At 70.5% G+C, this 22,261-nt stretch carries 21 protein-coding genes; 15 read left to right on the top strand and 6 right to left on the bottom strand.

Annotated elements, in window-relative coordinates:
• Positions 1–60: 60 nt before the first annotated feature.
• Genes G3M57_RS16345 through G3M57_RS16355 form a run of 3 tightly spaced genes read left to right on the top strand, consistent with a single transcriptional unit; the run spans position 61 to position 2,723 of the window.
• Positions 61–1,545 (top strand): hypothetical protein, encoded by a 1,485-nt coding sequence (locus G3M57_RS16345; protein ID WP_163231741.1) that lies wholly within the window; start codon positions 61–63, stop codon positions 1,543–1,545.
• Positions 1,546–1,587: 42 nt separating this feature from the next.
• Positions 1,588–2,331, top strand: coding sequence for a TerC family protein (locus tag G3M57_RS16350; RefSeq protein ID WP_163231743.1), 744 nt, complete (start codon positions 1,588–1,590; stop codon positions 2,329–2,331).
• Complete coding sequence (locus tag G3M57_RS16355) at positions 2,328–2,723, top strand: DUF423 domain-containing protein (protein WP_208789609.1); 396 nt, start codon at positions 2,328–2,330, stop codon at positions 2,721–2,723. Before G3M57_RS16350 ends, G3M57_RS16355 begins: the two co-directional genes overlap by 4 nt.
• On the opposite strand, the gene G3M57_RS16360 is transcribed toward G3M57_RS16355, so the two are convergent.
• Positions 2,720–3,946, bottom strand: a complete 1,227-nt coding sequence (locus G3M57_RS16360; RefSeq protein ID WP_163231745.1) for a multidrug effflux MFS transporter — start codon at positions 3,944–3,946, stop codon at positions 2,720–2,722. The genes G3M57_RS16355 and G3M57_RS16360 overlap by 4 nt on opposite strands.
• A gap of 119 nt (positions 3,947–4,065) precedes the next feature.
• Between G3M57_RS16360 and G3M57_RS16365 the strand changes: the two genes are divergently transcribed.
• A complete protein-coding gene (locus tag G3M57_RS16365) occupies positions 4,066–5,049 on the top strand; it encodes an alpha/beta fold hydrolase (protein ID WP_163231747.1) in 984 nt (327 codons plus the stop codon).
• A gap of 144 nt (positions 5,050–5,193) precedes the next feature.
• Here G3M57_RS16365 and G3M57_RS16370 read toward each other — a convergent pair whose 3' ends face one another.
• Positions 5,194–5,448: a hypothetical protein gene (locus G3M57_RS16370; protein ID WP_056753721.1), complete on the bottom strand. Its 255-nt coding sequence runs from the start codon at positions 5,446–5,448 to the stop codon at positions 5,194–5,196.
• Between the two features lie 145 nt (positions 5,449–5,593).
• Between G3M57_RS16370 and pip the strand changes: the two genes are divergently transcribed.
• Positions 5,594–6,583 carry a prolyl aminopeptidase gene (gene pip / locus G3M57_RS16375; protein ID WP_056753724.1) on the top strand — a complete coding sequence of 330 codons (990 nt, stop codon included), beginning with the start codon at positions 5,594–5,596 and terminating at the stop codon, positions 6,581–6,583.
• Here pip and G3M57_RS16380 read toward each other — a convergent pair.
• Positions 6,572–7,747: a low temperature requirement protein A gene (locus G3M57_RS16380; protein WP_056753727.1), complete on the bottom strand. Its 1,176-nt coding sequence runs from the start codon at positions 7,745–7,747 to the stop codon at positions 6,572–6,574. The genes pip and G3M57_RS16380 overlap by 12 nt on opposite strands.
• Positions 7,748–7,880: 133 nt before the next feature.
• On the opposite strand from G3M57_RS16380, the gene G3M57_RS16385 reads away from it, so the two are divergent.
• From G3M57_RS16385 to G3M57_RS16410, 6 genes are all read left to right on the top strand, one after another.
• A complete protein-coding gene (locus G3M57_RS16385; RefSeq protein WP_163231749.1) occupies positions 7,881–8,375 on the top strand; it encodes a hypothetical protein in 495 nt (164 codons plus the stop codon).
• A gap of 107 nt (positions 8,376–8,482) precedes the next feature.
• Positions 8,483–9,901, top strand: coding sequence for an O-antigen ligase family protein (locus tag G3M57_RS16390; protein WP_230983647.1), 1,419 nt, complete (start codon positions 8,483–8,485; stop codon positions 9,899–9,901).
• 17 nt (positions 9,902–9,918) lie between these two features.
• Positions 9,919–10,785 (top strand): 50S ribosomal protein L11 methyltransferase, encoded by an 867-nt coding sequence (locus tag G3M57_RS16395; RefSeq protein WP_056753734.1) that lies wholly within the window; start codon positions 9,919–9,921, stop codon positions 10,783–10,785.
• A 128-nt stretch (positions 10,786–10,913) separates the two neighbouring features.
• Positions 10,914–11,255 carry an endonuclease domain-containing protein gene (locus G3M57_RS16400; protein WP_163231751.1) on the top strand — a complete coding sequence of 114 codons (342 nt, stop codon included), beginning with the start codon at positions 10,914–10,916 and terminating at the stop codon, positions 11,253–11,255.
• Positions 11,256–11,384: 129 nt separating this feature from the next.
• The gene (locus G3M57_RS16405) at positions 11,385–11,828 is read left to right on the top strand and encodes a hypothetical protein (protein ID WP_056753739.1); all 444 of its coding nucleotides are present in this window, start codon (positions 11,385–11,387) and stop codon (positions 11,826–11,828) included.
• A 57-nt stretch (positions 11,829–11,885) separates the two neighbouring features.
• Positions 11,886–13,697, top strand: coding sequence for an aminopeptidase P family protein (locus G3M57_RS16410; RefSeq protein WP_163231753.1), 1,812 nt, complete (start codon positions 11,886–11,888; stop codon positions 13,695–13,697).
• Between the two features lie 51 nt (positions 13,698–13,748).
• On the opposite strand, the gene G3M57_RS16415 is transcribed toward G3M57_RS16410, so the two are convergent.
• Complete coding sequence (locus tag G3M57_RS16415) at positions 13,749–14,222, bottom strand: hypothetical protein (protein ID WP_230983648.1); 474 nt, start codon at positions 14,220–14,222, stop codon at positions 13,749–13,751.
• Positions 14,223–14,305: 83 nt separating this feature from the next.
• Positions 14,306–16,762: an ATP-dependent helicase HrpB gene (gene hrpB, locus G3M57_RS16420; protein ID WP_163231755.1), complete on the bottom strand. Its 2,457-nt coding sequence runs from the start codon at positions 16,760–16,762 to the stop codon at positions 14,306–14,308.
• Between the two features lie 273 nt (positions 16,763–17,035).
• Between hrpB and G3M57_RS16425 the strand changes: the two genes are divergently transcribed.
• Together G3M57_RS16425 and G3M57_RS16430 are read left to right on the top strand one after the other, a co-directional pair.
• Positions 17,036–18,619 carry an amino acid permease gene (locus G3M57_RS16425; protein ID WP_056753753.1) on the top strand — a complete coding sequence of 528 codons (1,584 nt, stop codon included), beginning with the start codon at positions 17,036–17,038 and terminating at the stop codon, positions 18,617–18,619.
• A 91-nt stretch (positions 18,620–18,710) separates the two neighbouring features.
• Positions 18,711–19,424 carry an MBL fold metallo-hydrolase gene (locus G3M57_RS16430; protein ID WP_163231758.1) on the top strand — a complete coding sequence of 238 codons (714 nt, stop codon included), beginning with the start codon at positions 18,711–18,713 and terminating at the stop codon, positions 19,422–19,424.
• An 8-nt stretch (positions 19,425–19,432) separates the two neighbouring features.
• Here the strand turns inward: G3M57_RS16430 and G3M57_RS16435 are convergent, their stop codons facing one another.
• Positions 19,433–19,861 (bottom strand): dockerin type I domain-containing protein, encoded by a 429-nt coding sequence (locus G3M57_RS16435; protein WP_163231760.1) that lies wholly within the window; start codon positions 19,859–19,861, stop codon positions 19,433–19,435.
• Positions 19,862–19,967: 106 nt separating this feature from the next.
• Here G3M57_RS16435 and G3M57_RS16440 point away from each other — a divergent pair, with 106 nt between their 5' ends.
• Positions 19,968–20,765, top strand: coding sequence for a response regulator (locus G3M57_RS16440; protein ID WP_230983649.1), 798 nt, complete (start codon positions 19,968–19,970; stop codon positions 20,763–20,765).
• Positions 20,762–22,243, top strand: coding sequence for an ATP-binding protein (locus G3M57_RS16445; RefSeq protein WP_163231762.1), 1,482 nt, complete (start codon positions 20,762–20,764; stop codon positions 22,241–22,243). The genes G3M57_RS16440 and G3M57_RS16445 overlap by 4 nt, the downstream gene beginning before the upstream one ends.
• Positions 22,244–22,261: the final 18 nt, after the last annotated feature.

Consider the following 22,261-nt stretch of genomic DNA (forward strand, 5'->3'; position numbering starts at 1 on the left):
TCAAGCGGGGACGCGAGGCTCGGCTTGGCGCAGACATCAGACAGCAAATCGAGGGAGCCGATGGCGCCTAACACAGTTCGTTCGGCGGCGCTCCGTTCGGCGTTTCTGGCCGGCTGCGCCGCAAGCGTCCTGATGATCGCCGGCTGCGGCGCGCGCGCGCCGGTCGAGGCCCCGCCCGCCGCCCCGACGGCGTTCGGTTACGACACCCCGCAGGCCACCGACCCGAGGGATACGCCGGCCGACGGCCTGCTGGGCGGCCCGCCCAGCGCCGCGGACTCCCAGGTTCCCGTCGCCGCGACCGAGTCCCCCCTGAAGACCTGGCGGCGTCCCGACGGAACCCTGGTCACGGCCATGGAGCCGATCGCCGATCCGGAGGACTCGCCGTCCTCCGTCCGCGGGCCCGTGCGCCCCCATGTCCGCGCGGCCGCTCGCGCTCACGCCCGCGTCCGCGTCCGCCATGAGCGGTCCGCGCCGGTCGCGCCTGCCCGCCACGCCCATGTGGCGTCGGCGCCCGTCACGCCTGTCCGGGCCGCGCCTGTCCGGGCCGCCCCCCCGGTCGCCCGTGCCGTAGCCCGCCCTGCGTCCAAACCGGCGCCGGTCGCCGCGCCCGCGCCCAGGCCGGTGGCCGTGGCCCCCGCCCCGGCTCCGTTGAAGCCGATCGCCGCCGTCCAGCCGGCCAAGGTCCCGGCCCCGGCGCCGGTGGTCGCGCCGATCACCCCGGCCGCGCCAACCGGCACGCCGGAAGCGCCGCTGCAGGCGCTGCAGGCGGCCGTCGGGCCCGAAGCCGCCCGGGGCGCGACCCTGGCCGTGGCGCAAAGCCTGACCGCGGGCCAGGAAGGCCAGGTCACCCTGTCCCTGCCCGCCAACCTGGGCGACCGGATCAGGGCGGAGGCCGCCAGGCTGGGCCTGGCCCAGACGGCCCGGAAGATCAGCGCCCATGCCGATCTGCGGGGCCAGGGCTATGACATCGCGCCGAGCGGCCGCCAGACCGCCGTGGTCAAGCCCGGCCAGCCGGCCACCTTCGCCTGGCAGGTCAAGCCGACCGCCGCCGCCCAGGGCTCGCTGAAGGCCGAGTTCGGCGTGAGCTTGAGCGGCGCCAAGCCGGCCCAGGATCTCACCCTGGGCTCGATCGCCAGGCAGGTGGCGCCGATCGAGGACGCGGTGAAGGACAAGGCCGAGCGTCTCAAGGGCGCCTTGCCCGACCTGAGCCGCTACGCGACGGTGGACGTGCCGGGCGTGGGCAAGATCCCGGGCAAGTCGCTGCTGGGCGGCGCCCTGGTGCTGCTGGCCCTGCTGATCCTGGTGGTGATCTCGCGCAACGCCGCCGCGGCCCAGGCCAGGGCCCAGGCCGAACGCCGGCGCAGGGTCCGCACCCAGACCGACTACGGCCAGGACCACATGGTGTTCGACACCCCGAGGAGCCCGGCGACGCCGCCCCCGCACGGCGGTCCAGGCCGACCGGAGCATAACCCGTTCGAGACCCCCGCGTCCGATGCGCCCGGCCGCGACGGCGCCGCGCGCAAGGAACTCGAGTCGGTGGACTAACGGACGCTTGCCAGACCCGCCCGCCTGACGCATTGAGGCCGCATGTTTGACGCGCTCCTCGCCCAGGTGGGCGGACTGAACGGTCCGTTCGCGGCTTTCCTGTCCGTCCTGATGATCGACCTCGTCCTGGCTGGCGACAACGCCGTGGCCGTGGGCCTGGCCGCCGGCGGCCTGCCGGCCAAGGACCGCAAGAAGGTCATCCTCTACGGCTTGGGCGCGGCCGTGGTGTTGCGCATTAGCTTCGCCCTGATCACCACCTGGCTGCTGGGCGTGATCGGCCTGCTGCTGGCCGGCGGCGTGCTCTTGCTGTGGGTCTGCTGGAAGATGTGGCGCGAGCTGCGCGAGCAGATCACCCACGACCAGGAGGACGCCCGCGCCATCCTGGACAACAATCCGGCCACCGAACCGCGCGTCAAACCGGCCAAGAGCTTCAAGCAGGCCTTCCTGCAGGTGCTGATCGCCGACGTCTCGATGTCGCTGGACAACGTGCTGGCCGTGGCCGGCGCGGCCCGGGAGCATCCGGCCATCCTGGTATTCGGCCTGCTGCTGTCGATCATCCTGATGGGCGTGGCCGCCACCGCCATCGCTAACCTGCTGCACAAGCACCGCTGGATCGGCTTCATCGGCTTGGCCATCGTGCTGTACGTCGCCGTGCACATGATCTGGGAGGGCCATCGCAGCGTGGTCATCGACCTGCACAAGACCGACGCCTACAACGCCGCCGCCCCCTCGTTCCTCGACATCAAGCCGGACGAGCTGGCCGCCCACAACAAGCACAAGAAATGATGCTGGGCCCGGCCCTCGTCGTCCGCCTGGCCGCTCTCAGCGGCTTCCTGGGCGTGGCGTTCGGCGCCTTCGCCGCCCACGGCGCCAAGGACGCCCGGGCGGCCGAGCTGCTGCACACCGGATCGCTGTACCAGATGACCCACGCCCTGGCGGTGTTCGGCTGGCTGGCGGTGCGCCAAGCCGGCCAAGACGGGGCCGGCGGCAAGGTCGGCGTCGAGGTCCCTTCGCTGTTCCTGGCCGGAACCGTGCTGTTTTCGGGATCGCTGTACGCCCTGGCTTTCGGCGCGCCGCGCGCTCTGGGCATGGTCACGCCGTTCGGCGGCCTGTGCTTCCTGGCCGGCTGGCTGCTGCTGGCCTGGCGAGCGGGTACGATCGCGGATCGAAGGGCTTAAGCCGCCATCCTGCCGCGCCGGTCCTTGGGGACCGCCAGGCCGAAGATCGCCAGGCTGGAGCCCACCAGGCAGGCGAACATCACCGCCGCCACGGGCTTGGGCGTGCCGTCGTGCAGCAGGCCGCCCGCCCAAGAGGCCAGGGCTCCGGCCCCGAACGAGATGCCCCCCATCAGGGCCGAGGTCGAGCCCGCCCGGCTGGGATCGACGCTCAGCGCCCCGGCCATGGTGTTGCCGCTCATCAGGCCGTAGCTCGACAGCGCCGCGAACAGCAATGGCAGAACCGTGAACTGTCCGCCCAGGCCGCTCCAGGCCGCAGCCGCCAGCAGCAGGGCGGCGACGATCGAGGCGATGCTGGCCCGCACCAGCACCCGGTCGGGCGTCGAGCGGCGCAGCAGCAGGCGGTTGACCTGGCTGGCGCCGATGATGCCGACCGCGTTGAGGGCGAAGATGATGTTGAACACCAGCGGGGTGTGGCCGTAGGTCCCCATCACCAGGTCCGGCGCGGTCGAGATGTAGGTGAACAGGGTGGCGCCGTTCAGGGCCCCCGCGAGGCAGTAACCGACCAGCCGCCTCTGCCGCAGCAGGGCCAGGTAGGCGCGGAAAGGGTTCTCCGAGCGCGCCTGCACGGCCGTGGCCTCGGACCGCGACTCCGCGAGGCTCAGGCTGATCCACAGGCCGATCAGCAGGCCGAAGGCCACCAGCGTCCAGAACACGCCGCGCCAGCCGGCGAAGAACTGGACGACGCCGCCGAACTGCGGGGCCAGAACCGGGGCCAGGCCCATGATCAGGGTCATCAGCGACAGCACCCGCGCCGTGTCGGCGTGATTGAACTTGTCGCGCACCACCGCCCGGGCGATCACCGCGCCCGCGCAGCCGCCCAGAGCCTGGACGAAGCGCGCGGCGATCAGCACCTGGATCGAGGGCGCGGTGGCGCAGACCACCGAGGCGGCGATGAAGATGCCGATCCCCAGCAACAACGGCAGGCGGCGTCCGAACCGGTCCGAGGCGGGTCCGTAGAGGAACTGGCCGATCGCCATGCCGGCGAAGAACGCCGCCAGGGTGGCCTGAACGTCCTCGGCCCCCGCGTGCAGGGTCCGGCCGATGTCAGGCATGCTGGACAGGTACATGTCGATCGACATCGGCGCGAAGGCCGTCAGGGCGCCCAACATCAGGACGAGCCGCCAGGGGGTGGCGGCGGGCGCGGGCGGTGCGTTGTCGGTCATGGGGGCGCTTTTACGCTTGTTTTCCCCAGGGGTAAGTCCTTGACCGTAGGAATCGCGGCCTTGCCCGGCGCGACGCCCGCCGGCAAAGTGATCAACAATAACATACAGCAGGAAACGCCATGGCCCAGCTCGCGCCGCCGATGCCCGAACCTTCGTTCGCGCAGATCAACGGGATCCGCATGGCCTATTATGAGGCCGGGCCGCGGACGGGCGTCCCCATCGTCCTATGTCACGGCTTCCCGGAGTTCTCCTATTCCTGGCGCTGGCAGATCGCGGCCCTGGCGGCGGCGGGACGCTGGGTGATCGTTCCCGACCAGCGCGGCTACGGCCTGACTGATCGTCCCGAGGCGGTCGAGGACTACGACATGGCCCACCTGACCGGCGACCTGGTCGGGCTGCTGGAGCACCTGGGCGTCGAGAAGGCGGTGTTCTGCGGTCACGACTGGGGCGGTCTGGTGGTCTGGCAGCTGCCGCTGATGCATCCGGACCGCGTGGCCGGGATCGTCGGCCTCAACACCCCGTTCCTGCCACGCCTGCCTATCGAGCCGATCACCATGTTCCGCCACGCGTTCGGCGAGGACATGTACATCGTCCACTTCCAGAAGCCCGGCGTGGCCGACGCCCAGCTGGCCGCCGACGTCGACAGGACCATGCGCTATTTCATGCGCAAGCCGACGGGCGTGCAGGCCGCCTTCACCAGCGGCGAGACCAGCGGCCGGTCCTTGGCCCTGCAGGACGGTCTGGCCCGCTACGACGTCGCCGACGACTCCAGCCAACTGCTGGCGCCCGAGGAGCTGAAGGTGTTCGTCGAGACCTTCCAGCGCACCGGCTTCACCGGCGGGATCAACTGGTACCGAAACTTCGTGCGCAACTGGGAGCGGGCCGAACACCTGCCCACCCGGATCGACGGGATCCCCTGCCTGATGATCATGGCGGAGCACGACGTGGTGCTGCCGCCGTCCCTGGCCGACCGCATGGGCGACCAGATCTCGGACCTGGAGAAGGTGCTGGTCGAAGGCAGCGGCCACTGGACCCAGCAGGAAAAGCCCGACGAGGTGAACGCCATCCTGATCGACTGGCTGGGGCGACGATTTCCGAACTGACCGTGGTGGCCGCACCCCGACCTGTTCGAGCCTTCAGTTCGCCGACCTTGAACGACAGCGGAAGAAATCCTCGTCCTGAGTCTGTCGAAGGATGAGGGCGTTTCTCGGTATTCGCCGCGAGGCTGGGCCGTTTGCCTGGGCCCCCTACCCCTTCGCCGCCGCCAGGATCTCCGCGCGCCGTCGCATCGCCGCGGCCATCTGCAACATGGCCAGGGCCGAGGTCTCATCGCGCTCGGCGGCGCGCACGGTGTAGAGCTGGGCCATCACCTGCAGCGAGATGACCTTGTCCAGGCCCTCGGGGCCCATCATCTCGGCGATCGCACGGTCCAGCTCGGCCAGCTGGCGCGGAGTCAGCATCTCCAGCAGTTCGTCGTCGCTGAGGTCTTCGGGGTTGTTCATGACTCGGGAGAATACGGAAAAGCGGCGCGGGTTGCGACGGTCCGGGCCCGGTTTGTTGGGCGGCGACGCCGGGCGCACGACCGGCGTGGGCAAATGAGCCCGTCGCGCGTTCCCTCCCGGCCCGAAACCGGTTTAGGGTTGCGCCATGGATCGTAACGCTTCCGCCTCGCCCATGTCCGTCAACGGTCGCCGCGGCCTGTTTCGCGATATCGAACCCTTCTCGTTCGGTTGGCTGGGCGCCGACGCTCCCCATGAAATCTACTATGAGGAATGCGGCGCCCCGCACGGCAAGCCGGCGGTGATCCTGCACGGCGGCCCCGGCGGGGCGGTCAATCCGACCATGCGGCGGTTCTTCGACCCCACTCGGTGGCGCATGGCCCTGTTCGACCAGCGCGGCTGCGGCCGCTCGCGCCCCAACGCCAGCCTCGAGGACAACACCACCTGGAGCCTGATCGCCGACATCGAGCGGCTGCGCGTGCACCTGGGGATCGAGAAGTGGACCGTGTTCGGCGGCTCGTGGGGCTCGACCCTGGCCCTGGCCTACGCCATCACCCATCCCGAACGGGTCGAGGCCCTGGTGCTACGCGGCATCTTCCTGCTGACCCAGAAGGAACTGCGCTGGTTCTACCAGGACGGCGCCTCGATGCTTTTCCCCGACGCCTGGGAGCGGTTCCTGGCCCCAATCCCGGTCGAGGAGCGCGGCGACCTGATCACCGCCTACCACAAGCGCCTGACCCATGCCGACCGCCGCGTCCAGGCCCAGGCGGCCGGCGCCTGGAGCCAATGGGAGGGCGACACGATCTCGCTGCGCGGCCCCGAGGCGCGGCCCCCGAAGTTCAATGAAGAGGACTTCGCCATCGCCTTCGCCCGGATCGAGTGCCACTTCTTCGCCAATGGCGGGTTCTTCGAGGAAGACGGCTGGATCCTGAAGAACATCGACCGGATCCGGCACATCCCGGCCTGGATCGTCCAGGGCCGCTTCGACGTGGTCACGCCGCTGGACAGCGCCTGGTCCGTGCACCGCGCCTGGCCGGAAGCCCGTTTCGAGATCGTCTGGGACGCGGGCCACGCCTCGACCGAGCCGGGCGTCATCGACGGCCTGGTGCGGGCCACGAACGCGGCGCTAAACGTCTAGGCGCCGAGCGTTCGAGCGCCGGACCAGCCCCTCGCGCACCGACACGCCCAGCAGCACCGCCGTCGTGGCGATCGACAGGACCAGCGGTCCGACCGCCAGGCTGAGCGGCGCCAGGGCCGCCAGCGCCGCCAGACCCACCACCTGGGCCCTCGGCCAGGAGCGGAACATAGCGCGCTTGAACAGCACCCCGCCCAGCAGGAACAGGAACGGTCCGCCGATCACCGCCAGCGCTGTCTTCAGGTCCGTGTGGCCCAGCGGATGGTGGATCGTCCACTCGTCGCCCACGGCGGTGACGATGACGCCGGCGATCGGCAGCAGGTGGATGTAGGTATAGGCCTCGCGCGCCACCCGGCCGGGGTCTTTGGCGTGGCTGATCGCCTCGCTGGCGGCCTCGGCCGTGAACGAGAAATAGATCCACCACATGGCCAGGCTGCCGGCGAACGCGGCCAGGAAGGCGGCCATCACCAGCGGCGTCCAGGCCAGGGTCGCGGTGGTCGCGCCCATGACCAGGATCGACTCGCCCAGGGCGATGATCGTGAACAGGGCGCAGCGCTCGGCCAGGTGGCCGCCCTCGACGTCCCACTCCTCGGCGCGGGCCCGGCCCAGGCCGGGGGCCCAGAACCCCAGGGCCGGCGAGACGTATTCCAGGGCCAGCGCCCCGCCCCAGAGGGCCAGCCGCGCCCCGCCCTCTGCCAGGCCGCCGGTGATCCACAGCACGCCCGAGGTCGCGAACCAGACGGAGATCCGGATGAAGTTGCGGCTCTGGAAAGGATGATCCCGCATCGCCCAGGCGGTGAACAGGCTGCGGCCCAGTTGGATCGCCACGAAGGCCAGGGCGAAGACCAGGCCGCGATCGCCGAACGCCTTGGGGATCGACATGGTCATGACCATGCCCACCACCATGGCCACGAACAGCATGATCCGCACGGGCGCCCGCTCGGGGTCCAGCCAGTTGGTGACCCAGGCGGTGAAGATCCAGGCCCACCAGACGGCCATCAGCAACAGGCCGGTCTCGACCACGCCCAGCAGGGTGGGATGGGCCATCAGCCCGTGCGACAGCTGGGTGACCGCGAACACAAACACCAGGTCGAAGAACAGCTCGACATAGGTGACCCGCGCATGGCCGCCCGAGGCGCGGTCGCGGAGCATGTGACGGCGGGACATGGCGGTTTTCCTCTGGTGAGTCGCGAGCCTAGAGCGTGACAGCCGAAAGGACAGGCCGGTTTCGTCAAGCATCCCGGGCGCTCTTCGCACGGTCGCGATCGAACGTTTTGTCGTCCGGTGCGCTTTTGTCGGCATGGATGCTTCGGTTCTCCTCCCCCACCGCGCCGCCCTGACCGGCGCCGCCGTCGCCCTGACGATCGGGCTGACGGGCGGCCTGATCCTGCGGACGGGTTCCCAGACGGCGCCGCAGATCGAGGCCGCTTTCATATCCGGGCCCGCCGGCGACGCGGTCCAGCCGATCACCTGGCCCAGCGGCAAGGTCCCCGACTATGTGGTCGGCACCGATTTCCTCCCTGGCCGGCAACCGGAACAGCCGCCCGTGGTCGTCGCCTCGTACGAAGTCCCCGAATACGTTCCGGCCGCCTGGTCAGAACCGGAGCCGGAGAGCCAGATCGAAGCCCAGCCTGTCCGGCCCACGGAGCCCGCCACCCGAAGCTGGCCGTCGACCGCCGGCGACATCCTGGACACCCGCCTGCCCGAGGACGCCCCGCAGGCGCCCGAACCTCCGCCGGCGATCGCCGCGCCGGAAGCTCCCACCGCGCCGCTGGCGGTCGCGGCGGCCTATTAGTCCCGGACCGCCCGAGCCGGACCCAAGGTCAAGCTCGGCCCCGCCCTTGCTGCCAATCGCTCCAACCCACGGCGCTTGTCCCATTTCGCGCCAGGACCTGGATCGAAATGGCGGACACGCAACAGCAGCACGACCAACCGCCCGACCTCTGGCGCAAGCTGGAAGCGCTGGCCTGCGGCTTCGTGCTGTTCATGCTGTCCAACGCCCTGATCGGTCCGTTGCTGGATCCGCTGCAGGCGGGCGGCGAGAACATTCCCGTCCTGCGGCTGATGTGGCTGCCGGTCTACGCCCTGACCCTGGGCCTGGCCGCCTGGCGCGCGCCGCGCCTGATGCGGTTCTGGCTGCCCGCCGTGCTGCTGAGCCTGCTGGTCTTCTGGGTGTACGCCTCGGCGTCGTGGTCGCTGAACCCCGGGACGACCAACCGCCGAGCGATGGCGGCGGCGTTCACCACCCTGTTCGGCTTCTATTTCGCCGCCAGCTTCGACGGTCGGCGGATGGCCGAGATCATCGCCGACACCTTCCTGCTGCTGGCCGCCGCCGGTCTCCTGGCCGCCGTCGCCTATCCGAAAATGGGGGTGCAGCACGACATCAACGCCGGCGACTGGCGCGGCCTCTGGTACGAGAAGAACCAGATGGGGGCAATGATGGTCTATGGCGCCCTGGCCGCCATGGCCGCGCTGCTGGCCGGCTCGCCCCGGCGCAAGCAGATGGTCTTCACCATCGTGCTGTGCGCGGCGATGCTGCTGATGAGCAAGTCCAAGACCTCGCTGCTGGCCCTGATGATCGGCCTGTGCGGCTCGATGCTGCTGGCGGCCATGCGACGCGGTCCGGCCACGGCGGTGATCGTCGTCTGGCTGGGCGTCACGGTCGCCGTGACCGCCGCCATGGTCATGTGGCTGGCCCCCGAACTGCTGTTCAAGGCCCTGGGCAAGGATCCGTCCCTGACCGGCCGCACCGACATCTGGGCCGCCCTGCTTCGGCAGTCGGCCAAGCATCCGCTGACCGGCTTTGGCTACGGGGTGTTCTGGACCCTGGACTCCGTCCCCGCCAACTGGATCCGCAAGGAGACCGGCTGGCTGGTGCCCAGCGCCCACAACGGCTGGCTGGACATCCTGGCCCAACTGGGCTGGATCGGGGTGGGCCTGTGCGCCCTGGTGCTGGGCGGGCCGCTGCTGGTCGCCCTGTTCCGGTTTCGCCAGGTGCAGGACGGCTACTGGGCCACCCTGTTCCTGGCCATCTTCCTGATGACCACCTTCTCCGAGAGCTTCATCCTGGAGCGCAACGGCATCGTCTGGTCCCTGGCCTGCGCGGCGGTGACCCGCCTGCTGGGACCTGTATGGGCCGATCCCAGGCGCCGGACGCCGGACATGCCTCCGCTGGACGCCGCTCCGGCCCTGGCCTGGAGCCTGGCCCAGCTGGAGCCTGCGCCCCAGCCTGAGCCCGAGATCTGGACGCCCGCGCTGGCGCGCCGTCCAGACCCCGCGCCGATATTTGGCAAGCGCGCGGTCTCGCCTTTCGGCGCTTAGCCCGCTACTGGAGCGCCATGACCGACTACACGCCCCAGCAGATCGTCGCCCGCGGCGCGCGCGCCGACGCCGAAGCCGCCGCCGACGCCATCGACAACCATCCAGGCCTCGAGGGCGCGACCTATTCGATCCTGGAAGAGGACGAGGACAAGGGCGTCTGGCGCATCGACGCCTTCCCGACCACCGACGAGGAAGACGCGGGCCTGCTGGAGGTCCTGGCCGGCTATCCGCTGAAGGTGCTGCGCGAGCAGCTGGCCGACGCCGACTGGCTGGCCATGGCGCTGTCGGGCCTGCCGCCGGTGCGCGCCGGCCGGTTCTTCGTCTACGGCATGCACGACCGCGGCCGCCTGCCGGCCAGCACGGTCAACCTGCGCATCGAGGCCGGCGCGGCCTTCGGCACAGGCCACCACGGCACCACCGTCGGCTGCCTGCTGGCCTATGACCGGCTGATCAAGGCGCGCAAGTTCAACAAGGTGCTCGACGTCGGGGCCGGCACCGGGCTCCTCGCCATCGCCGCCGCGCGGACGGGATCGAAGATCGCCGTCGGCACCGACATCGACAAGCCCAGCGTGCGGATCTCCAAGGAGAACGCCAAGGTCAACCGGGCGAACGCCCGCTTCGTCCACGCCTCGGGGTTGTCCAACCGCCTGGTGGCCGACAACGCCCCCTACGACCTGGTGTTCGCCAACATCCTGGCCCGGCCGTTGGTCAGCCTGGCCCAGGACATCAAGACCGCCCTGGTCCCCGGCGGCACGGTGATCCTGTCGGGCCTGCTGCGCACCCAGGAGCGCATGGTCAAGGCCGCCTACGTCTCGCGCGGCTTCAAGGTGGTCAATCGCATCCACCGCGACGCCTGGGCGGCGCTGGTGCTGCAGCGACCGTAGAATAACACCCTCTCCCTTGGGAGAGGGAGGGGCCCGCGCTCGAAGAGCGTGGGAGGGAGAGGGATTACGCCGCCAGAAATGGCGGTTACTTCCCTTGCGCCTCGACGCCAGACGGCCAAGCTGCCGCCATGGATCGGACCGCCAACGCGCGTCGGCTACGCAGCAACCAGACCATGGCGGAAGCCAAGCTCTGGGCCATCGTCCGCGCTGGCCGCCTCCAAGGCTTCAAGTTCAAGCGCCAGGTTCCGATCGATCGATACTTCGTCGATTTCCTGTGTAGCGAAAGGCGTCTTGTCATCGAACTCGATGGCAAGGCGCACGAGGGGCGCGAACTCTACGACCTCGAGCGAACCGAAGTGCTGGAAGGCTGCGGGTTTCTCGTCATGCGGTTTCCGAACGAGCACGTCCTGAGCGATCCCGGCGGCGTCGCCGATGCGATCCTGGCGGCGCTCAGAACGGCGAGGCCCTAAACCCTCTCCCTCCCATGGCTGCGCCATGGGTCCCTCCCTCTCCCAAGGGAGAGGGTTTTCGAATGCGGAACACCTCCGCCTCCACCCACGTTTCTCCAGGCGGGACACTCTCGCTCCAGGAGCAACGTCATGACCTATGTCGATCCCCAAGCCCCGCCGCCCGAACGCGTCGTGCATGTCCGCCGCGAGGGCGGCGCCACCGGCTGGTTCGTGGCCGGGGCCGTGGCCATCGTCGCGGTGGTCGCCATCGCCTTCATGCTGACGGTCGGGGCGCGTACGCCCAGCGACGACCAGATCGCCCAGGCCCAGGACCAGGGCCGCGCCGCCGCCGTGGCCGAAAACGCCCAGACCGGGGCCGCACAGGCCACGATCGTCGCCCAGCAAGCGGCCCGCGACGCGAGCGCCGCCGCCGACAGCGCTCGCCGCTCGACCGAGAACACGGCCGCCAACGCCGCCCAGGCCGCCCACGACGCCGCCGCCCGCGCCGCCTCGTCGCGCGACGACACCCTGGCCCCGTCGGCCGACCCGAACGTCCAAGCCCCGCCGGCCCAGCAATCGCAGCCGGTGAACTAGACTGCCGATCGCAACCCGCCCCTTCCCAGCGCGGAGGGGCGGGACTAAATCGGAGGCATGCGCCAGACCTTCGATGAATCCACCGATCCGGGCTTCGGTCCCCGCCACGTTCCCCTGATCCGCGCCGCCATGGCCCGCCAGGGCCTGGACGGCTTCCTCGTGCCGCACGAGGACGAGCACCAAAACGAGTACCTGCCCGCCGCCAACGACCGCCTGGCCTGGGCCAGCGGCTTCACCGGTTCGGCCGGGGCCGGGGTAATCCTCAAGGACCGGGCCGCCGTGTTCGTCGATGGCCGCTACACCCTGCAGGTGCGCGACCAGGTCGACCAAGGCGTGTTCGAGATCCGCGACTTGGTCGAGGGCGGCGTGCCCGCCTATCTGGAGACCGCGCCGAAGGGCGCGGTGATCGGCTATGACGCCCGCCTGCACAGCCCCCAGGCGCTGGACGGCCTGAAGGCGGCGGCCGCCCGGGCCGGCGCGGCGCTAAGGCCCGTGGCCGTCAACCCGATCGACGAGGCCTGGGGCGCCGAGCGTCCCTCCCAGCCCGCCGCGCCGGTCGTGCCGCATCCGGTGCAGTACGCCGGCGAGGAGTCCGCCTCCAAGCGCGCCCGCGTCGGCTCGGCCGTCGCGGCCCTGGGCGCGGACGCCGCCGTGATCACCGCCCCCGCCTCGATCGCCTGGCTGTTCAACATCCGCGGCGGCGACGTCATCCGCTCGCCCCTGCCGCTGTCCCAGGCGGTGCTGCGCGCCGACGGCACGGCGCGGCTGTTCCTCGACCCCGCCAAGGTCACTGATGACCTGCCCGCCTGGCTGGGCAACCAGGTGTCGCTGGAAGCGCCCGAAGCGCTCGACGCCGCTCTGGCCGACCTCGCGGGCCAGAAGGTGCTCGTCGACCCGGCTCAATCGTCGGCCTGGTATTTCGACACCCTGGCCGCCGCCGGCGCCGCGGTGGTCCGCGCCATGGACCCCTGCACCCTGCCCCGAGCCTGCAAGAACGCGGTCGAGATCGCCGGCACGATCGAGGCCCACAAGCGGGACGGCGCGGCCCTGACCCGGTTCCTGCACTGGCTGGCCACCGAGGGCCAGGTCAGTCCGCCGGACGAGAAGGAGGCCGTGGCCAAGCTGGAGGCGTTCCGCGAGGCGACCGGCGTGCTGAAGGACCTCAGCTTCGACACCATCGGCGCAGCTAACGGCCACGGCGCCCTGCCCCACTACCGCCCGACCGAGCGCAGCAACGAACGGGCGGCCATGGGCTCGTTGCTGCTGGTCGACAGCGGCGGCCAGTACCTGGACGGCACCACCGACGTCACCCGCACGGTCGCCATCGGCGAACCGACCGCCGAGATGGTCACCCGCAACACTCTGGTCCTGAAGGGCCACCTGGCCATCGCCCGCCTGCGCTTCCCGGCCGGCACCACGGGCTCGGCCATCGACGCCTTCGCCCGCGCCGCCCTGTGGAGCCACGGCCTGGACTACGACCACGGCACCGGCCACGGGGTCGGCGTCTATCTGGGCGTGCATGAAGGCCCGCAGCGGATCAGCAAGGCGCCCAACACCATCGCCCTGCAGCCAGGCATGATCGTTTCCAACGAGCCGGGCTATTACAAGGACGGCGAATACGGCATCCGCATCGAGAACCTCGAAGTGGTGATGCCGGCGGAAGCCGTCGGGACAGGCGACCGCCCGATGCACCGGTTCCACGCCCTGACTCTGGCCCCGATCGACCGGCGCCTGGTGGACAAGAGCTTGCTGAGTCCCGAGGAGATCGCCCAGTTCGACGCCTATCACGCGCGGGTCGTGCGCGAGATCGGTCCGCTGGTGGACGGCGAGATTCGCGCCTGGCTGGAAGCGGTCTGCGCGCCGCTCTGACCGCCTCGCCGACCCCGCCCTTCGCTGGAGCGGGGTCGGCGACGGTCGTCGCTATTTGGCGGAGGACGAGCTGATCCCCGCCTCCTTGAGCATTTCCTCGAACTTTTTTTCGTCCATGGATTTGCCCAGTCCAGCCATGCCTTCGGTCACCTTGGGATCGCTCATCAGACCACGCATGGCCGCTTGGCCGAGCACGCCGAACGCCTGGCCGATGGAGCCCGTACCCTCGTACTTCAGCGCATCAACGGTCTCCTTGCGGCAGTCGACCAGCATCAGGCGCTGCATCAGGGCGCCCGCCTTCTGGACGGCGGCGTCGCGCTGGGCGTCGGTCAGGTTGGTCATCGGCTTCACCGACGGGTGCGAGCTGATCGCCGCGAAGAGCCAACCCACCAGCTGGGCCTGGTCGGCATCGGTGGTCGAGCGCACCAGGCATTTGGACATGTCGTCGGCATAGACGCCGGCGCAAGCCATGCCCGGCGCAAGGAGCGCGCCCGCCAGGGCGGCGCTAGTGATCAATCGACGCAATGGTAGTCCCCCGAAAAGCGGCGACTCTGCCGCAGGCGCAGTGATGCAACTTCCCCGGCCATGGACAAGCTTTATCGCCGACCTTAAGTGCCCCGAGGCTTGGCCCGCGTCGTCGGCGCCGTCGTCGCCGGGTCGTCCGGCCAGACGTGGCGCGGATAGCGGCCCTTCATCTCCGTCTTCACCTCGCGCCAAGAGCCCTTCCAGAACCCCGGCAGGTCCTTGGTGATCTGGATCGGCTTGTGGCCCGGCGACAGCAGGGCCAGCACCAGGGGCGCGCCGCCGACGGTCGGATGGGCCGTCAGGCCGAACAGCTCCTGCACCCGCACGTCGACGCGCGGACCGCCGTCGGCGGCGTAGTCGATGGCGAAGCTGGAGCCGGTCGGCGCCGTGAACCGGGCTGGAGCGTCGGCGTCGAGCCGGCGGTGCAGGTCCCAGGGGACTAGGGTCCGGATGGCGTCGGCCAAGGCCCCGTCGCCCAGCTGGCTCAGGGCCGAGCGACCGGCCAGCAGCGGCTCCAGCCATTCGTCCAGCCGCCCAAGCAAGGCCGTGTCCGACAGATCCGGCCAAGTCTCGGCGTCGCGTTCGCGCAGGAAGGCCACGCGGCGACGCAGGGCCTGAGCGCCCTCGCCCAGCGGCACGGCGGACAGTCCCTCGCGCGCGACCTGGTCCAGCAGCGCCTTGGCGACCAAGCCCGGATCGACCTTGTCCAGCAGCCGCTCCTCGACCACCAGCTTTCCCAGGCGCAGCAGGCGGCGGGCACGGACCTTGCCCTTGGCGTCCGGCTCCAGCCTGTCCTCGGCCACCAGCCGGTCGGCGAAGGCCTCGCGCAGGCTGGCCTCGTCCAGCGGCGCGGCCAGCAGGATGCGGTCGCGGGCCTCGCCGCCGCCCAGTTCGCCGACGGCCAGCCAGGTCTCGCGGGCCAGGGCGTCGGTGGCCTCCAGATAGACCCCGCGCCCGCCGGCCAGCTGGTATTCCCCTGGCTTGCCGCGGGCTCGGGCCACCCGTTCCGGATAGGCCTCGGCCAGCATCAGGGCGTCGTCCAGCGTCGCGGCGCCCGAGGCTCGGCCGGCCGAGCGGGCCCAGCGTTCCGACAAGATCCGGGCGTCGCGGGCCCTGGGCGAACGGTCGCGATCGAAGCTTTCCAGCCGGTGGCGCAGGTCGACGTCTCGGCCGCCCAGGCCCTGCTCGCTGAGTACGGCGGCGACCTTGGCCCCCCGCTCGGCTTGGCCGGAGGCGGCGGCGCGCACGACCATGTGGGCCAGGCGCGGGGCCAGCGGCATGTCGGCCAGGGCCCGGCCGTGGGCGGTCAGGCCGCCCTGCCCGTCCAGGGCTTGCAGGCGGTTGAGCAAGATCCGCGCCTCGTTGAACGCGGCGGCCGGCGGCTTGTCGAGGAAGGCCAGGTCGCCCACGTCCCGCGCCCCCCAACGGGCCAGGTTCAGGGCCAGGTTCGACAGGTCGGCCTCGAGGATTTCCGGGCGGGCGAAGGCCGGCAGGGCCCGGGTCTCCGGCTCGTCCCACAGACGATAGCAGACGCCCGGCTCGGTGCGGCCGGCGCGGCCCCGGCGCTGGTCGGCGGCGGCGCGGCTGACGCGCACGGTCTCCAGCCGGGTCAGGCCGCTGGACGGGTCGAAGCGCGGCACGCGGGCCAGGCCGCAATCGATCACCACCCGCACGCCCTCGATGGTCAGGCTGGTCTCGGCGATCGAGGTGGCCAGGACCACCTTGCGCCGGCCCGGCGCGGCGGGGGCGACGGCCCGATCCTGCTCGGCCGGCTCCAGCGCGCCGTACAGCGGCGTGACGTCAACCTCGGGCCGCCGCAACCGCTCGCGCAGCAGGGTCTCGGTCCGGCGGATCTCGCCCTGGCCGGGCAGGAAGACCAGCAGGCCGCCGCCCTCCTCCGCCAAGGCGCGTTCGACGGCGCGAACCACCCGCTCCTCCAGGCGCATTCCTGTTGCTTGGGGGCGCTCGTCGCGGCCCAGATAGCGGGTGTCGACCGGAAACATCCGTCCCTGGCTCTCGACCACTGGCGCGTCGCCCAGCAGGGCCGAGATCCGCGCCCCGTCCAAGGTGGCCGACATCAACAGGATCTTCAGGTCCTCGCGCACCAGGCCCTGGGCGTCGCGGGCCAGGGCTAGGCCGAGGTCGGCGTCGAGGCTGCGCTCGTGGAACTCGTCGAAGATCACCGCCGCCACGCCCTCAAGGCCCGGATCGTCGAGAATCATTCGGGTGAAGACGCCCTCGGTCACCACCTCGACCCGGGTCCGGGCCGAGACCTTGGACTGCAGCCGGACGCGGAACCCCACGGTCTCGCCAACGCCTTCGCCCAGGCTCTGGGCCATACGGGAGGCGGCGGCGCGGGCGGCCAGGCGGCGCGGCTCCAGCATGACGATCTTGCCGCCGGCGACCCAAGGCTCGTCCAACAGGGCCAGCGGCACGACCGTGGTCTTGCCCGCGCCGGGCGGCGCGACCAGCACGGCGGCTTCGCGCCCGGCAAGCGCGGATTTCAAGGCCGGCAAGGCTTCGTGGATGGGAAGGGTCACGCGGCGTGGTTTAAGGGCGCGGGCTGAAATCACCAAGCACCGGCCGCCGCGCCCTGGTCTTTCTCCGATCGCCCAACCCGAAGGCAACCCAGGCCAAGAAGCGTGCTGCAACGCAACATCGCCTCGGCAGAGCATGGCTCATATTGCGCACAGCGGGGCGAACAATTACGCACGCCCTCCGCTTTACCTTGACCGCGTCCCGCTAACCGGGCCACGGTCCGCAAAATTTATCTACGCGGCCCCCGGGGGTGGCCGCGGGTCTCTGGAGGAAATATGTGGCGCGTTAAGTCACTGGATGCGATTCTAGCAACGGCCAAGAAGAAGTCGCTGCATCGCTCGCTCGGCCCCATTCAGCTGACCCTGCTGGGCGTGGGCGCGATCATCGGCACGGGGATCTTCGTGCTGACCGCCGCCGCCGCCCAGAAGGCCGGCCCGGGCATGATGTGGAGCTTCGTGATCGCCGGCGCCGTCTGCGCCATCGCCGCGCTCTGCTACTCGGAACTGGCGTCGATGCTGCCCGTCTCGGGCTCGGCCTACACCTATACCTACGCCGTGATGGGCGAACTGCTGGCCTGGATGGTCGGCTGGGCGCTGATCCTGGAATATGCGGTCGCCGCCAGCGCCGTCTCGGTCGGATGGTCCGGCTATTTCCTCGGATTGATCGAGAACGCCCTCCACTTCCACTGGCCCGACGCGTTGCGATCCGGCCCCGCCTGGTCGATGAACGGCTTCATCCCGGTGGCCGACTTCAGCGCCGGCGTCGTCAACATCCCGGCCATCCTGGTGGCCCTGACCGTGACCGCCCTGCTGGTTCGCGGCACGACCGAGAGCGCCCGCGTCAACGCCATCCTGGTGGTGATCAAGGTGACGGCCCTGACCGCCTTCGTCATCCTGACCCTGCCGGTGATCAAGACCGGCAACTTCTCGCCCTTCACCCCCAACGGCTGGTTCGGCCCGCACGGGACGACGGGCATGGGCGTGGTCGGGGCGGCCGCCTCGATCTTCTTCGCCTATGTCGGCTTCGACGCGGTCTCCACCGCGGCGGAGGAAACCAAGAACCCGCAGCGCAATGTGCCGATCGGCCTGATCGGCAGCCTGGGGATCTGCACCATCTTCTACCTGCTGGTCGCCGCCGGCGCGGTCGGCGCGATCGGCGCCCAACCCGTGCTGGCCCTCGACGGCTCCGTCGTCCAGCCCGGCTCGGCCGCCTTCCAGGCCGCCTGCGCCACCGCCGCCAACGCCGACCGCCTGGTCTGCTCCAACGAGGCCCTCGCCCACGTGCTGCGCGAGATCAACTGGCCCGTCGTCGGCAACCTGCTGGGCCTGGCGGCCAACCTGGCCCTGCCTTCGGTCATCCTGATGATGATCTACGGCCAGACCCGCATCTTCTTCGTCATGGCCCGCGACGGCCTGCTGCCGCAAAGCCTGGCCAACATCCACCCGAAGTGGAAGACGCCGTACATCGTGACGATCTTCACGGGGGTCTGCGTCGCGATCGCCGCGGCCTTCTTCCCGGTGGGCCAACTGGCCGACATCTCCAACTCCGGCACCCTGTTCGCCTTCTTCATGGTGGCGATCGCGGTGATGGTGCTGCGGGTGAAGGATCCGAACCGTCCGCGTCCGTTCAAGACGCCGGCCGTCTGGATCGTGGCCCCTGTGGCCATGGTCGGTTGCGCGGGCCTCTACTTCAACCTGCCGCTGGAATCGATGCTGGTGCTGCCGATCTGGGGCGCCCTGGGCCTGGTGGTCTATTTCGCCTACGGCTATCGCAAGAGCCACGTCGGTCGCGGCATCACCGACGAGGTCCACGAGTTGGACCCCGACGCGCCGCCGACCGGCGTGCCCGGCGTGGACTGAGATTAGGACTTGAACAGGCGTCCATAACGCTTAGTTCGGACGGGCGGAGACCCTCGGGTCTCCGCCCGTTTTCGTTTGGAGCCGTCCCGCAATGGCCGACATGCCGATCCGCGCCGTCATCGCGCCGGTCACGCCGCTGCAGCAGAACTGCACGATCGTCTGGTGCGCCAAGACCCTGAAGGCCGCGGTGATCGATCCCGGCGGCGAGATCCCGCGCCTGATGAAGGCCATCGAGGACCAGGGCCTGACCTTGGAGAAGATCTGGATCACCCACGGCCACATGGACCACGCCGGCGGCGCGGCCGAGCTCAAGCGCCTGACCGGCGTTCCGATCGAGGGTCCGCACAAGGACGACCAGTTCTGGATCGACCGCATCCAGGAGAGCGGCGAGATGTATGGGATCCCCGAGGCGCGGATCTTCGTCACCGACCGCTGGCTTGACGACGGCGACGTGGTCACCCTGGGCGAGACCCAGTTCGAGGTGTTGCACTGCCCCGGGCATACGCCCGGTCACGTGATCTTCTTCCACCGCCAGGCGCGCTTCGCCCAGGTGGGGGACGTGCTGTTCAAGGGCTCGATCGGCCGCACCGACTTCCCGCGCGGCAGCCATCAGGACCTGTTGGACGCCATCACCGGCAAGCTTTGGCCGCTGGGCGACGACGTCCAGTTCGTGCCGGGCCATGGCCCGATGTCGACCTTCGGGGCCGAGCGGCGGTCCAACCCGTTTGTCGGAGACCGGGCGATCGAGGCGATGGCCCTCCAGGGCAAGGCCTACGAGACGCCGGTCAACCGCTCGCCGGGCTAGCGCGATCGCTAGTTCGGCGGTCCGCGCCGGGCGAGCAGCTCGGCTTGGCTGAGCTCGCCGTTCTTGTCCGTGTCGAGCGCGGCGAAGCGGGCCTTGGCGGCGGCCAGGGCCTCGGCCTCGGTGATCTTGCCGTCGTGGTCGGCGTCCATGGCGCTCAAGGCGGCGCTCCCGCCGCCGCCCTTGCCCGCCTCCGGATGCTCGGCGCGACGCGCCTCCATCCGCTGCTGGATCGCGGCCAGCTCCTGTGCGTCGATCACGCCGTCATGGTTGGCGTCCAGGCGCTGGAACCGCGCCTTGGCGGCGTCCTCGAACTCCTGGGCGCTGACCACGCCGTCGCCATTGGCGTCCTGACCGCCACGCGGTCCCTGGGCGTGGGCCAGACTCGCGGCGGCGATGAAGGAAAGGGCGGCCAGGGCCGTCGGCGATAGGCGGGGCATGGGCTGTCTCCAGGCGACAATTCGGGAAGATTGGTCGCATGGCCGGGTTGCGTCCCTGTTGCAGGCGTGAAATCTGCTGGAGACAGGGGCGTGGAAAGAGCAAGTCATGGAAAGTTCGCAAGATCCCGCGACGACCTCGGTCGCCGCCTCCCCGACCGGCCAGAACGCGCATGGCCAAAACACCGATCCAGCGCGCGGCGCCCGCGTCCTGATCGTCGACGACGATCCGGGCATCCGCGACGTCGTGGCCGACTTCCTGGGCCGACACGGCTACACCATCGACACCGCGTCGGACTCGCGGACCATGGAGCAGGCCCTGGCCCGCGGCCCGGTCGACCTGGTGGTTCTGGACGTCATGCTGCCGGGCGAGGACGGCCTGGCCATCTGCCGCCGCCTGTCGGCCGCCGACGGCCCGGCCATCATCATGCTTTCGGCCATGGGCGAGGAAACCGACCGCATCGTCGGCCTTGAGCTGGGGGCCGACGACTACCTGCCCAAGCCGTGCAATCCGCGCGAACTGCTGGCCCGCATCCGGGCCGTGCTGCGCCGCCGACAGGAGCCCCGCACGGTCGACGACGGCATGGGCGCGGCCTGCGAGTTCGCCGGCTGGCGCCTGGACCTGGTGCGCCGCGAACTGCGCTCCCCACAGTCGGTGGTCGTCAACCTGTCCAGCGGCGAATTCTCGCTGCTGCGCGCCTTCGTCGAGCGGCCGCAGCGGGTGCTCACCCGCGACCAGCTGCTGGACCTGGCTCGGGGCCGCGAAAGCGACGCCTACGACCGCGCCATCGACGTCCAGATCAGCCGCCTGCGCCGCAAGCTCGACGACGGCGGCGGCGGCGAGCTGATCCGCACCATCCGCAGCGAAGGCTACATGTTCACCTCGAAGGTGACCCGCACGCCATGACCGAACCCGTGCGGGTGAAGGGTCCAGGCAGCGCGCCGCTGTTCGTCCAGGCCCTGGGCCTGGTCATCGCAACCCTGGTGGCGGCGCAGCTGATCGCCATCGCCGTGGTCTTCAACCTGCCGCCGCCCCCGCCCGAGGTCTACCGGCTGAGCGAGATCGTCCGCGTCGTCAAGGGCGGCGCCACGGTCCAGCCGCGCGATGGTCGCGCCCTGCTGATCCGTCGCCACGCCGGCCCCATCCGGGGCCTGGTCGACAACCGCCGCCGCGCCGAGTTCAAGACCGCTCTGGCCCGCGAGCTGGGGGTCGATCCGGCTCGGATCGAGATGGACATCGACACCGGCCCGCGTTTCTTCGTCCGCGCCCAGAAGCGCACCTTCGTCCAGGATCTGCCGCGGGAGCGCCGGCCACGGGACGGACTGGGCGGACCCGGCGGTCCGCGCGGCGACAACGATCCAGGCCGCCCCGGCGGCCCCGGTGGTCCCCCCGACGGCTTCGGCGGCCCGCCCCGCGCGCAGCGGCCCGACGGTCCGCGCGACGAGCCATTCATCGTCGGCGACTTCAAGCTGGCCATTCACCAGGACAATGGACGCTGGACGGTCGTCGAACCCAAGCCCGCCATTCGCTTCGACAGCTGGCAGCAGCGGATCCTGCTGATCCTGGTCCTGTCGATGCTGTGCGTTTCGCCCCTGGCCTGGCTGTTCGCCCGCCGCCTGTCAGGTCCGATCAGCGCCTTCGCCGGCGCCGCCGAGCGGCTGGGTCGCGACCCCCGCGCCGCGCCGCTGGAGCTGAAGGGTTCAGCCGAGGTGATCGCCGCCGCCAACGCCTTCAACATGATGCAGGAGCGCCTGCGCCGCTACGTCGAGGACCGCACCGCGATGATCGGCGCGGTGGCGCACGACCTGCGCACGCCGCTGACCCGCCTGCGCTTCCGGATCGAGGCCGTGCCGGACGATGTCCGCGCCAAGCTGGCCTCCGACATCGACCAGATGGAGGCGATGATCGCCGCCACCATGGCCTTCGTGCGCGACACCACTCGCCCGGCCGAACGGACCCGACTGGAACTGGCCTCGCTGCTGGAAAGCATCATCGACGAGGCGGCCGAGACCGGTGGCCAGGCTTCGGTGGAATTGGGCGAGAAGATCGTCATCGACGGGGACCCGGTCGCACTTCGCCGCCTGCTGACCAACCTGGTCGAGAACGGCCTGAAGTATGGCGGCGCCGTGCAGGCGCGGGTCCGCGCCGAGGGTCGCCTCGCGGTGATCGAGATCGACGACAACGGCCCCGGCATCGTCCCAGCCGAGCTGGACCGCGTTTTCGAGCCGTTCTTCCGCAGCGAACCGTCGCGCAACCGCGAGACGGGCGGGATCGGGCTGGGCCTGGCCGTCGTCCGCTCGGTGGCCCGCGCCCACGGCGGCGACGCCACCCTGCACAATCGCCCGGAAGGTGGGTTGCGCGCCCGGGTCGAGCTGCCGTTCTAGCGCCAGCTAGATCTCGGA

Source organism: Caulobacter rhizosphaerae, assembly GCF_010977555.1.
GTDB lineage: Bacteria > Pseudomonadota > Alphaproteobacteria > Caulobacterales > Caulobacteraceae > Caulobacter > Caulobacter rhizosphaerae.